Annotated in this window: 14 protein-coding genes and 1 pseudogene; 8 read left to right on the top strand and 7 right to left on the bottom strand. The window is 59.8% G+C overall.

Annotated elements, in window-relative coordinates; all coding sequences use genetic code 11:
- Positions 1-8 precede the first annotated feature (8 nt).
- The 3 genes from ACTG2J_RS16505 (at position 9) to pepE (ending at position 3,137) form a co-directional block, all read left to right on the top strand.
- Positions 9-821, top strand: coding sequence for a heme ABC transporter ATP-binding protein (locus tag ACTG2J_RS16505; protein WP_113739641.1), 813 nt, complete (start codon positions 9-11; stop codon positions 819-821).
- 80 nt (positions 822-901) lie between these two features.
- A complete protein-coding gene (locus tag ACTG2J_RS16510; RefSeq protein ID WP_113739640.1) occupies positions 902-2,167 on the top strand; it encodes an endonuclease/exonuclease/phosphatase family protein in 1,266 nt (421 codons plus the stop codon).
- Positions 2,168-2,411: 244 nt separating this feature from the next.
- Positions 2,412-3,137 carry a dipeptidase PepE gene (gene pepE / locus ACTG2J_RS16515; protein ID WP_106842880.1) on the top strand — a complete coding sequence of 242 codons (726 nt, stop codon included), beginning with the start codon at positions 2,412-2,414 and terminating at the stop codon, positions 3,135-3,137.
- 120 nt (positions 3,138-3,257) lie between these two features.
- Here pepE and ACTG2J_RS16520 read toward each other — a convergent pair whose 3' ends face one another.
- The 3 genes and pseudogenes from ACTG2J_RS16520 to dnaB all read right to left on the bottom strand — a co-directional run bounded on the left by ACTG2J_RS16520 (position 3,258) and on the right by dnaB (position 6,335).
- Complete coding sequence (locus tag ACTG2J_RS16520) at positions 3,258-3,677, bottom strand: secondary thiamine-phosphate synthase enzyme YjbQ (RefSeq protein WP_439997678.1); 420 nt, start codon at positions 3,675-3,677, stop codon at positions 3,258-3,260.
- Positions 3,677-4,749, bottom strand: a pseudogene (gene alr, locus ACTG2J_RS16525) (alanine racemase). The gene ACTG2J_RS16520 and the pseudogene alr overlap by 1 nt, the downstream one beginning before the upstream one ends.
- 191 nt (positions 4,750-4,940) lie before the next feature.
- Positions 4,941-6,335 (bottom strand): replicative DNA helicase, encoded by a 1,395-nt coding sequence (gene dnaB, locus ACTG2J_RS16530; RefSeq protein WP_041235109.1) that lies wholly within the window; start codon positions 6,333-6,335, stop codon positions 4,941-4,943.
- Positions 6,336-6,698: 363 nt separating this feature from the next.
- On the opposite strand from dnaB, the gene ACTG2J_RS16535 reads away from it, so the two are divergent.
- Positions 6,699-7,559, top strand: a complete 861-nt coding sequence (locus ACTG2J_RS16535; protein ID WP_439989342.1) for a Tim44 domain-containing protein — start codon at positions 6,699-6,701, stop codon at positions 7,557-7,559.
- A gap of 414 nt (positions 7,560-7,973) precedes the next feature.
- On the opposite strand, the gene slyD is transcribed toward ACTG2J_RS16535, so the two are convergent.
- Entirely contained in the window at positions 7,974-8,645 is a 672-nt protein-coding gene (gene slyD / locus ACTG2J_RS16540) for a peptidylprolyl isomerase (RefSeq protein WP_100645229.1), read from the bottom strand.
- A gap of 143 nt (positions 8,646-8,788) precedes the next feature.
- A complete protein-coding gene (locus ACTG2J_RS16545; protein ID WP_005335287.1) occupies positions 8,789-8,992 on the bottom strand; it encodes a YheV family putative zinc ribbon protein in 204 nt (67 codons plus the stop codon).
- A gap of 39 nt (positions 8,993-9,031) precedes the next feature.
- Between ACTG2J_RS16545 and ACTG2J_RS16550 the strand changes: the two genes are divergently transcribed.
- From ACTG2J_RS16550 to ACTG2J_RS16560, 3 genes are all read left to right on the top strand, one after another.
- A complete protein-coding gene (locus tag ACTG2J_RS16550) occupies positions 9,032-9,691 on the top strand; it encodes a hypothetical protein (protein ID WP_439997679.1) in 660 nt (219 codons plus the stop codon).
- A 153-nt stretch (positions 9,692-9,844) separates the two neighbouring features.
- A complete protein-coding gene (locus tag ACTG2J_RS16555) occupies positions 9,845-10,744 on the top strand; it encodes a chemotaxis protein (protein WP_005335289.1) in 900 nt (299 codons plus the stop codon).
- Between the two features lie 66 nt (positions 10,745-10,810).
- Entirely contained in the window at positions 10,811-11,797 is a 987-nt protein-coding gene (locus tag ACTG2J_RS16560) for a hydrolase (protein WP_439997680.1), read from the top strand.
- Here the strand turns inward: ACTG2J_RS16560 and ACTG2J_RS16565 are convergent.
- Together ACTG2J_RS16565 and ACTG2J_RS16570 are read right to left on the bottom strand one after the other, a co-directional pair.
- Positions 11,776-12,156: a diguanylate cyclase gene (locus ACTG2J_RS16565; RefSeq protein ID WP_257124431.1), complete on the bottom strand. Its 381-nt coding sequence runs from the start codon at positions 12,154-12,156 to the stop codon at positions 11,776-11,778. The two genes, ACTG2J_RS16560 and ACTG2J_RS16565, sit on opposite strands and share 22 nt — an antisense overlap.
- Positions 12,111-12,923, bottom strand: a complete 813-nt coding sequence (locus ACTG2J_RS16570) for a membrane-associated sensor domain-containing protein (protein ID WP_429102816.1) — start codon at positions 12,921-12,923, stop codon at positions 12,111-12,113. The genes ACTG2J_RS16565 and ACTG2J_RS16570 overlap by 46 nt, the downstream gene beginning before the upstream one ends.
- Positions 12,924-13,020: 97 nt before the next feature.
- Between ACTG2J_RS16570 and ACTG2J_RS16575 the strand changes: the two genes are divergently transcribed.
- On the top strand, positions 13,021-13,245 hold the full coding sequence (locus tag ACTG2J_RS16575) for a YheU family protein (RefSeq protein WP_005335298.1): 225 nt from the start codon (positions 13,021-13,023) through the stop codon (positions 13,243-13,245).
- Positions 13,246-13,261: the final 16 nt, after the last annotated feature.

A 13,261-nucleotide genomic window follows, 5' to 3' on the forward strand; every position in this document is an offset into this window, starting at 1 on the left:
GGACTGTTATGCAACCACTCTCATCCTCACTCTCCGCCCCCCTGTTGAGCTGCACCCGACTCAGCCTGCGCCGTGGCCAGCGCCAGATCCTGGATGGGCTCGATCTTAGTCTCGAGAGCGGTACCCTCACCGCGCTGCTCGGCCCCAACGGGGCGGGCAAGAGCTCGCTGCTCAAGTGCCTGACCGGCGAGCTGGAATATGAGGGTTCCATCACCCTGTTTGGCGCAGATCGCCAGCAGTGGGACAGCAGCCAGCTGGCCCACCGACTCGGGGTATTGCCGCAAAGCTCCTCCCTCAACTTCCCCTTTCTCTGCGAGGAAGTGGTCGCCATGGGGCGCCTGCCACACAGTGAACCGGCGGCGCGGCGCGACGAGATTGTGGCAGCGGCCATGACCCATGCCGGGGTCGAGCATCTGGCCAAGCGGCTCTATCCGGGGCTCTCCGGCGGCGAGCGGCAGCGGGTGCAGTTTGCCCGGGTGCTGGCGCAGATCTGGCAGGCCCCCTCTCCGACCGAGCAGACCGAGCAACCCCGCTTGCTGCTGCTCGACGAACCCACCTCGGCGCTCGATCTGAAATACCAGCATCAGCTGCTCACCATGGCGCGCGCCCTGGCCAGCCGCAATACTGCAGTGCTGGTGGTGCTGCACGACCTCAATCTGGCGGCGCGCTATGCCGATCGGCTGGTGATGCTGGAACGGGGCAAGCTGATGGCCGATGGCACACCTGCCAAGGTGCTCACCCCTGAGCTGATTGCCCGTCTCTATGACTATCCGGCACAGGTGATCCACCACCCCGAGAGCGGCCTGCCGATGGTGGTGTAGTCATTCTTTCTGATGCGAGATGCTCGATCGAACCACTGCAACCCTATAATGGCAGCCTGTTAACCGACGCAGGTGTCACCATGATTCGCTTTGCCACGTTTAATGTCGCTTTTGATCGCTCTGCTGCCGGTATGCTGACCGGTGAGCTGGCGCTGACCCGCACCGAGCAGGATGCCCTGCTGGCCCGCCTCGCCGAAGGGAGCCTGAGCGGCGCCACGGAAACCAAAGCCAAGAACGTGCAGCAGATCCGCAACGTGGCGGAGATCATCCAGCGCACCCGTCCGGATGTGTTCCTGCTCAACGAGTTCGACAACGACGGCAAAGGCGAGAGCACCGCCGATCTGAAAGCCTTCAACGACAACTATCTGGCTCACGCCCAGCACGCAGAGGTGACGGCCATCAGCTATCCGGTGATGCAGAACTTCGCCACCAACACCGGCCTGATGAGCGGTTATGACCTCAATCTGGATGGCAAGGTCAACAGCGGCCCCGACGATGCCTGGGGCTTTGGCAACTACCACGGCCAGTACGCCTTTGCGGTGATGTCCAAATACCCCATCGACACCAAGCAGATCCGCACCTTCCAGCACTTCAAGTGGAAGGATATGCCGGGCGAGCAGAACCCCATCATCGATGACTGCAACAATCCCAAGGTCAAGATCCCGGCCAGCCGCCAGTGTGGTGATGCCTGGTATTCAGACGCCGCCTGGCAGCAGTACCCGCTCTCCTCCAAGAACCACGCCGATGTGCCAGTACGGATCAAGACCGAGAAGGGTGAAGAGGTGATCCACTTCCTGATCTCCCACCCGACCCCGCCGATCTTTGCCAACGCGGCGCGTCACACCGTCAAGCACAACCGCGCCGAGATCGCCTTCTGGAACGACTACGTCAAGGGTCTCAACTACATGACCGATGACAAGGGCACCAAGGGTGGGCTGGCCAAAAACGCCAAGTTCGTTATCGCGGGTGATTTCAACGCCGATCCGCTCACCGGTGACGGTGACCTGACCGCCATTCAGGATTTGCTAAACAACCCGCTGATGAATCAGGCCATCACCAATGGCACCCTGATCCCGGTCAGCGAAGGGGGCCCGGAGTGTGTCAGCAAGGGGGCCGACTGCAAACGCAACCTCACTCGCCCCAACCCGGAACGCATCACCAACTCCAGCGTGCTGCAGCTGGATCACGTCATCCCCTCCGCCAACCTCAACGCGGTCAAGAGCGGCGTCTTCTGGCCTGCCAGCTTCGAGGCCGGTGATCACCTGGTCTATGATGCGAAACTCGGCATCGCCAAGGGAGTCAGCTCGGATCACCGCATGGTGTGGGTCGATCTCAAACTCGACTAACTCTGCCATGACCCCGCTGCGGCGGGGTCTTTTCTTGGCGATGACTGGCGAGTTGACCACGGCTCATTAGTCCACCGCTTGGCATTGAGTTATCCATCCATAACTCATCCATAGCCGTTGAATAGGCCCTCCGATCACAGAACCGCCGCGCCAATGGTGGTAGCATGCCTCCTCTTGCCATCCGGCCGCACGGCGGATCCGGTGGCCCTCCCTCCTCCGCTTTCACTTTTTGAGGAACGATTTGATGGAACTGCTTCTGCTTAGCAACGGTAAAGCCAACGAATTTCCGGGTCTGCTCGGCTGGGCCCGGGATCGGGTTCAAAGCCTGCTCGCGCGCAAACAGGTCAAGCGCATCCTGCTCATCCCCTACGCGGTGATCCGCAGCGACTGGGATGCCCGTGCCAACGAGCTGCAGGAGAGTCTGGGAGTCGATGCAATCAGCATCCACCACTTCGATGATCCGGTTGATGCCATCAATCAGGCGGACGCCATCTTTATCAGCGGCGGCAACACCTGGCGCCTCAACCAGATGCTGCACGAAAACGGCCTGATCGTGCCGATCCAGCGTGCCGTGCGCGAGCGGGGCGTCCCCTATGTGGGCTGGAGCGCCGGTTGCAACGTGGCGACCCCGAGCATCCGTACCACCAACGACATGCCGGTTTGCAGCGCCGCCGTGCTGCCGGCGCTGGGCCTGTTCCCGCTGCAGATCAACCCGCACTATCTGGACGCCAGCATCAGCGGCCACATGGGCGAGACCCGCGACGAGCGTCTGGCCGAGTTCTGCGCCATCAACCCGAGCGAGCACGTGGTGGCCCTGCGCGAAGCGAGCCTGCTACAGGTAAGTGGCGAGCGTCTGGAGTACTGGAGCGCCCGCGAGCAGGACTTCAAGATCTTCAAACACGGTCAGGAGCCGCAGGCCTTTATGGACGCAGCCCCGCTGGCCGAGCTGACCCCCTTCAAGGTCAGCTGAGCCACGAAGAGCGCCGCGCCACTTGCCAGCGGATAGCTCGCGAAACGGTAAAAACAAAAGAGGGATGGCTCAATGCCATCCCTCTTTTTTATCGTCATCTTTCAGCTGATTGCAGCCTGATTACTCACCCTGCAGGGTCACCAGTACCTTGCGGGCGCCACCATCGACGCGATGCTCGCCAAGCCAGATCCCCTGCCAGGTGCCGAGTGCCAGCTGACCGTCACGGATCGGCAGTAGCAGGCTCACCCCGAGCAGGGAGGATTTGATGTGGGCGGGCATGTCATCCGCCCCCTCATAGGTGTGGCGATAGTAAGGGGCATCTTCCGGCGCCAGCCGGTGCAGATGGGCCTCCATATCGCTGCGCACGCTGGGGTCGCAATTCTCGTTGAGGGTGAGCGAGGCGGAGGTATGTTGCAGCAGCAGGTGGGCCATGCCGATCAGGTAATCCGCCAGCATCGGCAGCTTGGCCACCAGCTCGTCAGTCACCAGATGAAAGCCCCGTGAATGGGGCTTCAGAGTCAGCAGGCACTGCTGCCACATCAGACGTACTCCATAAAGACGCGGGAGGTGAGTTTGGTGATCAGCTCGTAGGGGATGGTGCCAATCTCGTCGGCCACCCGCTCCACCGGCAACCCCTCGCCCCACAGCACCGCCTCGTCGCCGGCCTTGTCGGTTGCGCCGGGCCCAAGATCGACTGTGCTCATATCCATGGAGACACGCCCCACCAACGGCACGATTCGGCCGTTGATCAGCACGGAAGTGCCGTTGGGCGCCATGCGCGGATAGCCGTCACCATAGCCGATGGCGATCACGCCAAGGCGAGTATCGCGATCGGACACCCAGTTGGCGCCGTAGCCCACCGGCTCGCCCACCTTGTGATCCCGCACCGCAATCAGCTGAGTTTTGAGGGTCATCACCGGCTGCAGATCGTAATCGGCCGCCACCGTGTTGGGGAATGGCGACACGCCATAGAGGATGACACCGGGGCGAACCCAGTCGCAGTGGGAGTCAGGCCAGGCAGAATGCCCGCCGAGTTGGCCATGGCCCGCTCGCCCGCCAGCGGTGCGGTCAACTTGCTGAACAAATCGATCTGCTCGCGGGTAATAGGCTGCTCCAGCTCATCGGAGCGGCTGAAGTGGGTCATGATGTTGAACGGCTGCACCACGTTCTTGCACTTGCCGAGTCGCTCGATAAAGGCGGGCATCTCGTCGGCCCGTACCCCGAGGCGGTGCATGCCGGTGTCGAGCTTGAGCCAGGCCACCACGGGGGCAGGTAGCTCGACCTGTTCCAGCGCTTCGAGCTGCTCCCAGGTGTGAACCGCCGTCTGCAGATTGTTGGCCGCCAGCACCGGCAGATCGTCGGCGGAGAAGAAGCCCTCCAGCAGCACGATGGGCTTGACCACGGCGCAGGAGCGCAACATCAGCGCCTCTTCGATACGGGCCACCGCGTAGGCATCCGCATCCACCAGGGTGCGGGCGACCGGCAGCAGTCCGTGGCCATAGGCGTTGGCCTTGACCACAGCGATGATCTTGCAAGCGGGAGCGTGGCGCTTGACCACGGCGAGGTTGTGGCGCAAGGCCGCAGTGTTGATTTGGGCAGTAGCCGCTTTCATGGTTTTCCCTTACGAGGGCACAAATGGTCTCCCCCTCATCGGGCCGAAGACCGCCACTCACTTATCGTCGTCGAAGGCCGGACCGGCATAATTGTCGAACCGGGAAAACAGGCCCTGAGCAGCAGCCAATGACTGGCTATCGATCAGGGCAATCGTGGTAATGGCGAAACCGCCATCACCTTGGGTTTACATCAATAATCGTCGTCAAACGCCGGACCGGCGTAGTTGTCGAACCGGGAGAACTGACCCTGAAAGGTGAGACGCACTCTTCCGATAGGGCCGTTACGCTGCTTGCCGATAATGATCTCGGCAATCCCCTTGTCCGGGCTGTCATCGTGATAAACCTCATCACGATAGATAAACATGATCAAATCCGCATCCTGCTCGATGGAGCCCGATTCACGAAGATCCGAGTTGACCGGGCGCTTGTCGGCCCGCTGTTCCAGGCTTCGGTTCAGCTGGGAGAGCGCCACCACCGGGCACTGCAGCTCTTTCGCCAAGGCCTTGAGGGAGCGAGAGATCTCGCCGATCTCCAGGGTACGGTTGTCAGAGAGCGCCGGCACCCGCATCAGCTGCAGGTAGTCCACCATGATCATGGATAGGCCACCGTGCTCGCGCGCCACCCGACGGGCACGGGAACGTACATCGGTCGGAGTGAGGCCGGAGGCGTCATCGATATACATCTTGCCCTTCTCGAGCAGCAATCCCATGGTGGAGGAGAGGCGTGCCCAATCCTCGTCGTCGAGCTGACCGGTACGCACCTTGGTCTGGTCGATACGACCGACCGAGGCGAGCATACGCATGATGATCTGCTCGGAGGGCATCTCCAGCGAGAAGATAAGCACCGGCTTGTCGGCGGTGAGGGCCGCATGCTCACAGAGGTTCATGGCAAAGGTGGTCTTGCCCATTGAGGGACGGGCCGCCACGATGATCAAGTCCGAACGCTGCAAACCGGCGGTCATCTTGTCGAGATCGTTGTAACCGCTAGATACCCCGGTAACACCGTTGTGCGGCGTCTTGAACAGCTCTTCAATCTTGTCGACGGTCTGCTCGAGGATGAGCTTCAGGGGCTGGGGCCCCTCGTTGGCGCTGGTGCGCTGCTCGGCAATCTTGAATACCTTGCTCTCGGCAAGATCCAGCAGATCGCCGGAGGTACGGCCCTGTGGCTCGTAACCCGCTTCGACTATCTCGTTGGCGACCGAGATCATCTCCCGTACGACCGCCCGCTCGCGCACGATTTCGGCGTAGGCGTTGATGTTGGCGGCACTCGGGGTGTTCTTGGCGATCTCCACCAGATAGGCGAAGCCGCCCGCCTCTTCCAGCTGTTCGGAGCGCTCCAGCTCCTCCTGCAGGGTGATGAGGTCGATGGGGTTGCCCACGTTGGAGAGGCGGGTCATAGCCTGGAAGATCAACCGGTGCGGACGGCTGTAGAAATCCTGATCGATCACCCGTTCGGCAACCCGATCCCAGGCATCGTTATCCAGCATCAGGCCGCCCAGTACGGACTGTTCGGCCTCAAAAGAGTGGGGAGGAACTTTCAGCTGTTGTGTCTTGGCGTCTTTTTTCGCCGTCACTTGCTCTGCCATACACATAAAAACCGCAGCGGGAAGGGGACGGGAATTTTACAAAAGAAAGCCAACTACGGCGAGCCCTATCTGGCGGCTCATACCATCATAAAGGGCCAAACCAGAGTCTGCTCTACCTTGACCATTTTGATTTTGCTTCGCATTTTGCGCTCCTTGCGACTCAATCTTCTGCTTTTCATCCGGTTTACTCCTCTTGTTTGACGCCGTATCGCGGCAACCTCGTTCATGAATAATTCATGCCAGAGGTGATATTGATGAATACAAGCTGCGACACAATTAGGGACAGGCAGCCTGCCATGCGCCTTGCTGAGCTTGCCAAAGCGGAGCATGCCCCACCCACAGACGAGAGTGAAAAGAGTCAAAATGAAAAAGATGCTGACCCTGTTTGCCGTGATCCTGGCCATTGGCCTGGGGGCACCTCACGCCGAAGCCAAGAAATTTGGCGGCGGCAAATCCTTTGGTAAAAGTTACAAAACTGCGCCGGCCCAGCCTGCGGCCAAACCGGTCGACACCAAGAATCCGACACTGAATGCCCAGACTCCGCCGAAAAAGAGCGGCATGATGGGTGGCCTGCTGGGCGGCCTGCTGGCTGGCGGCCTGTTTGCCTACCTGCTGGGCAGCGGTGCCTTTGAAGGTCTGCAAGGAATGGACTTCCTGCTGATCGCCCTGCTGGCGCTGGGGGCAGTCTTCCTGATCCGTACCCTGCGCAAGGGCAAGGTCGCGACACCACAGCCACAACAGGCGGCCTATGCGGGCTATCAGCCACCGCAATCCGCGGCCCCGCAGCAATTTGAGCAGAGCAACAGCGCACCGCAAGCCACCGGCTTTGCCGACAGCGACGTGCCGTTCCGCCTGCCGCTGGGCTTTGACATGAACAGCTTCCTGGCCGGTGCCCGCGATCACTATCGCACCCTGCAAGAGGCGTGGAACAAGAACGATCTGGAAAAAGTGCGCGAATACGTCAGCCCCGAGCTGTTTGAACAGCTCAAAGCCGAGCGCGCCGAACTGACTGGCGACCAGCACACAGAAGTAATGTATGTCGACACCCAGCTGGTACGTGCTGACTATGGCAGCGACTGGGCCCAGGTGAGCGTGCGCTTCAGCGGCCGCTACATGGACCGTCAGGAGCAGGTCGAAGAAGACATCAAAGAGGTGTGGCACCTCGAGCGCGATCTGGCCAAGAACAATGCCCCCTGGCATATCGTCGGTATCGAGCAGCTGTAAGGCTTCGCGCCTATCAGTTAGTCACTAGGCAATAGCCAGTCAGTTAAGCCTGACTGGCTATTTTTTTATGGGGCACAACGAGACCAAATAGAGACTGACGCTGGCTCGTTATAGCTGTTGGGACATGACCTAACATGGTCATATTGTGCTGATGAAGACACCGATTTGGTAACCCGTTTACGCACCGAGCCAAAAACACATCGCGGAATCGAGAAGGAAATAATGTTGAGCATTAACCAAAAATAAGCGCCCCTGTTAGCTTGGGAAAAGCCGCGAGCCTATTTGACAGACATAAAAAATCCGAAGCCAGAACAACCGGCTTCGGATTTCATCATCCAAGGAGGAGCAATTAATGAGCATTAATTGCTCGGTATGACTCCTACGGCAGATTTTTTATCATCGGCATGGCCGTGATCAGTGGTGATGGCCCTTGCCACCACAACCGCCACCACCGCAGCAGCCGCCGTGACCATGGTCGTCACCGTGGTCGTGGCCATGATCGTGACCGTGACCAGCACCACCGCAGCAACCGCCGTGGCCGTGATCTTCATCGTGGTCGTGACCATGACCGCCACAGCAGCCGCCGTGATCGTGGTCATGACCGTGATCGTGACCACAACCACCGGCACCGTGAACGTGGCCGTGGGCCAGCTCTTCGGCAGTGGCAGCACGCACGTCCTTGATCTCGACCTTGAAGCCCAGAGTCACGCCAGCCAGCGGATGGTTGCCATCTACCTTGACGAACTCTTCGGACACTTCAACCACGGTCACCGGACGGTGGCCATCGTCGGTTTCAGCGACAAAAGTATCCCCTTCGGAGACTTCCATGCCGTCGAACAGCTCGCCCGGTACTTCTTGTACCAGTGTCTCGTCATATTCGCCGTAGGCCTGGCTCGGTGCCAGAGTCACTTCGAAGGCTTCACCTACCGCGCGACCTTCCAGCTCGGCTTCCAGGCCAGAGACCAGGTAACGGGTGCCGTGCAGATAGACCAGCGGCTCTTTGCCGACAGTGCTGTCGATGACTTCACCGTGCTCGTCGGTGACTGTGTATTCCAGCGTAACCACGCTCAGAGGAGCTACTTTCATGTCAGGATCCTGCGGATAGAAAAAAACGGGCTCAGAATACCCTAAAAAGCGGGCCGCGCATATGGCGTGCGGCGCCACGGAGTGACGAAAAAAACGGCAACAGCGTCAGCAAAGAGACCCTCATTCCATCCGCCGTTCCCTTATCAGGGGCGAAACACCCCGATCACCTCTTCCGCTTCGCGAGTCTGCTTGTCGACCTCGGCAGGCGTTTGTACCTGGGTATCGCCACAGGCGACGCAGGTCACCTTCTCGACTCCATGCTCCAGATACAGCATCATGTTGTCCAATTTGCCGCACGCCGGGCAGACCGCACCGGCAATGAAGCGTTTTTTACGTCTGGTTTCCATATTTGTTACCTCCAGGCAGCATCATATCAGGGTTTTTACATGCATCACGCCATCGAGTATCACCATTTTTCCTGCCATGGCCTGCACGCCGGCAACCGCAAACGAACTCCGGTCGGGCAGTTGTTGCGGATCACCCGGGGCGCCGCGCTGCTGAGACTGGGCCAACATGAGCTGTTGCTGCCGGCAGGCAGCAGCTTCTGGCTCTGCGCCGATGCCCTCGCGGCCTTCAGCCCCCTCAGCGGTTGCGAGTACGATCAGCTGAATGTCTCTTTGCGCGTGGCTCAGCCGCAGCAGGCTGGCTGGCTGCAAGCCACTCCGCTGCTCGATGCCCTGCTCGACTCTCTGGCTCTGTGGCAACGTCCGAAAGAGTGGCAAGGGGCCTACGGTCAGCGACTGCAGGTGATCCTGGATAAGCTGCAACAGTGTGCCATCAGCCAGCAGGGTCACGGTGAGCTGCAAGCCTGCTGGCAAGCACTGGCCAATGGCCAACAGGAGTCTCTGCAACAGTGGGCACAACAAGCCGATGCGCCGGTGGAAGGGACTGCATTGCAACAACAGTGGCAACTGCTGCAGGCGCTCAGATTGCTCAAGGGCGGCAGCAAGCCCGCGCAGGTGGCCAGCAAGCTGGGTTATGCCGATGAGGCCGCATTGCAAGCGGCCTGCCAGCAGTGGGGCGTTGGCGAGGATGGAGATCAATAACCGGACGCCGGTGTGAATGCGCGAACTAAATTGGCTGAATGAGTCCAGTTTTTTGCCAGATGGTCGTTAACAAGGAAGGGCCATTCACCCCGTAATCCTTTATGCTAGAGGCCTGAAGTGACTGCCAACGTTTCGACCAACAGGACATCTGCCATGACGAGCAAAGCCAATCAATCCCAGGGCATGTTGCTGTTTCACCTTTCAGCCAAACAATCCTTTGCCATCGGTACCCTCAAGGTGAAGGAGATAGTGCCCTACACCCAGCTGACGGCAATGCCCCACTCGCACCCGACCGTGTTGGGGGCCGCCAATATGCGCGGCTCCACCATTCCGGTGATCGACATGGCGATGGCGGTGGGCTATCGCCCCATTAGCAAGGAGGAGATGCCCCACTGCTTCATCATCATTACCGACTGCCGCCGCACCCTGGTGGGCTTTCTGGTACGGGGCATCGATAAAATCACCGAGTGCAACTGGCGCGATATCGAATCGCCCCCCGCCTCCCTCGGCCACAATGTCTTCGTAACCGGTGTGACCCGGGTCAATGACCAGCTGATCCAGCTGCTGGATGTTGAGCTGATCCTCTCCCGGGTCTATCCGGACGATCCGAGCCACCTCTATCCGGTACTGACCGATGTGCAGCGGGAACGGATCAAGCCGATGCGGATCCTGCTGGTCGATGACTCTTCGGTCGCTCGCCGTCAGCTGATGGCCGCGCTGGACTACATCAATATCCCCTATGAGGTCTGCACCAATGGCAAGGATGCACTGACCCTGATGCAGACGCGGGCGAGCCAGAAGACCCCGATCGACATTCTGGTGAGCGATATCGAGATGCCGGGACTTGATGGCTACGAGCTGGCCTTCGAGGTGCAGAGCGATAGCAAACTGGCGGGGGCCTACATCATCCTGCACACTTCGCTCTCCAGCGAGATCAGTGTGGAGCGGGCCCATCAGGTGGGAGCCCATGAGGCGCTGACCAAGTTCGAGGCCAACGAGCTGATCCAGGCCATGCTGCGCGGCGCCGAACATCACGATCGCCTGCTGAAATAAGCCAATGACTGGCGGGAGGAACACGCCTCCCGTCCTCCTTATCTTCGACCCAGACCGACTGACCCCATGCTGACCGAGAGCCACTTCCACGCCCCCTGGTGGGCACGCAATCCTCATCTGCAGACCATATTGCCCAAATGGCTGCGCCGCACCCCTGCCCGTTTTGTGGCGGAGCGGTTTGAACTGCAGGATGGGGACTTTGTCGACCTCGCCTGGAGCGGGGAAGTCAGCCTTGATGAACGGCCGCTGATAGTGGTGTTTCACGGGCTGGAGGGAAGCATTCACTCCCACTACGCCAAGGGATTGTTCGCCCACCTGCAGCAAGAAGGCAGAGAGGCCGTGCTGATGCACTTTCGCGGTTGCAGTGGCGAGCCCAATCGCCACCTGCAGGCCTATCACTCCGGCGCCATCGGTGATGCGCAGGAGCTGATTGCCGAGCTGAGCCAGCGCTTCCCGGGCAAACCGCTGATCGCCATCGGCTTTTCACTGGGTGGCAATATGCTGGTCAATCTGCTGGCGCGGGGCTGTCCTGCGGCATTGAAAGCGGCGGTGGTAGTCTCGGCCCCGCTGCAACTGGCGAGCTGCGCCGAGCGGGTCAATCAGGGCTTCTCGAAGGTCTATCAGAACTATCTGCTACGCACCATGCGCCGCAACCTGCTCAACAAGATCAGCCAGCAGCAGAAAGCGAGTGAACGCTGGCAACCTCGACAAGTGGAGCAGATTGCCACCCTGCGCGATTTTGACGAGCTGGTTACCGCGCCGCTGCACGGCTTTCACAGCGCCAACCACTACTACCAGAGCTGCTCGGGACTACCGCTGCTGGCTCAGATCCCCATCCCTACCCTTATCCTGCACGCCGCCGACGATCCCTTTATGTCACGCGCGGTCATTCCCCGGCCAGAGCAACTCTCGCCCACGGTGCGCTATGAGTTGAGCCAGCGTGGCGGCCATGTCGGCTTTCTGCACGGCACGCCCTGGCGGCCACGGTTTTGGCTGGATGAACGGATCAGTCGCTGGATTGCCGAACATAGTCACTCTGCAACACAGAACTGATTGCGTCCCAACTCCTTGGCCCGATAGAGCGCCTGATCGGCCCGCTCCAGCAACTGGCTCGCCCCTTCGCCGGACACATTGCTGGCAATCCCCTGACTCACCGTCACCCAGGGGGCAACATCGGACGCCAGATGCTCCAGCCGCAGGATGGCCAAGCCATCTTGCAGCCGCTGCGCCACGCTGGCCGCCGCCTGACGGTCGGTATTGGGCAGCAGCAGCACAAACTCCTCCCCGCCATAGCGGGCCACCAGATCAGATGGTGTGCGTACCGCACGGTTGAGCGCTTGTGCCACCTCCTTGAGGCACATATCCCCTACCTGATGGCCATAGTGGTCGTTGAAGCGCTTGAAATAGTCCACATCAGGATGAGCGATAGCGGAGCGCCGCTCTCCTGGCTATGGGCCAACGCGCGCTCCAACTCGATATTGAAATGCCGCCGGTTGGCGACACCGGTCAGAGGATCTTGCTTGGCGAGCTGATCAAGTTGGCGCAGCAGCGTCAGATTTTCATGCTCCCGCATGATCGCCAACTCAAACCAGCGGTGCAGCATGCGGCGGCCAACCTCCAGCGCAATCACGTCAAACAACACGCCAAGCAGGTAGATCTGGGGAAAATCGACGCGCAAAAAGAGCTCCAACCCTACACCCACCGTCATCGGGCCCAAGAGATAGCCATAAAAAACCTTGCGATCGGGATAAAACGCGATGAGCGCAGCCAGCAGGTTGAGCCGCATGATCCCGTTGGCATAGCTGACCCCTCCCCGCAGCTCCACCTGACCAATCGTGTAGATGTGCAGCGTCCAGAGTCCGCCCCATAGCACCATCACCAGCGCAGCCATCCGTAACCAGAGGCGATCCTGCAGATGGTCACAAAAGAGGCTGACAACAGGTAGTAGCAATAGCACCACCATGACCAGGGCCAGCTCACTCTGAAAGCGCCAGGGCAAGCTGTCATCACTGGCGAGCCCGACTTGGCTGTAAACCTCGTAGCGTATCGAAAGAAACAGCACCACCAGCCAGTTCAACAACCAGAACCACACCATGCCTCGGGCAATCGCCTCTCGACGTGCGCTGTCCAGATGCTCAGTCAGGGTTAACGGCGCGCTGCGCTGCGCTTCAGACAACATCTCTCAGACTCCGGTGAAAAGGTAAAAAGTGATTGCATTCGCGGGATTCAACACAACAATAGCCTGACGATCACCTCTTTTGCTGTGAGACCTTTAAATGATCATTCCCTGGCAAGAACTGGACGGCGACACCCTGACCAACCTGATCGAACACTTTGTGTTGCAGGAGGGAACAGAATATGGAGAACAGGATGTACCGCTTGGCGTCAAAGTCGATGCAGTGAGAGAACAATTACAGCAAGGCAAAGCTGTCATCGTCTATAGCGAGCTGCACGAATCGGTGAATATCGTGATGAAAGACCGCTTCATCGAGCAGTCTTGACCCAACCGCAATCCGG

It is taken from the genome of Aeromonas sp. 6P, assembly GCF_051919525.1.
GTDB lineage: Bacteria > Pseudomonadota > Gammaproteobacteria > Enterobacterales > Aeromonadaceae > Aeromonas > Aeromonas veronii.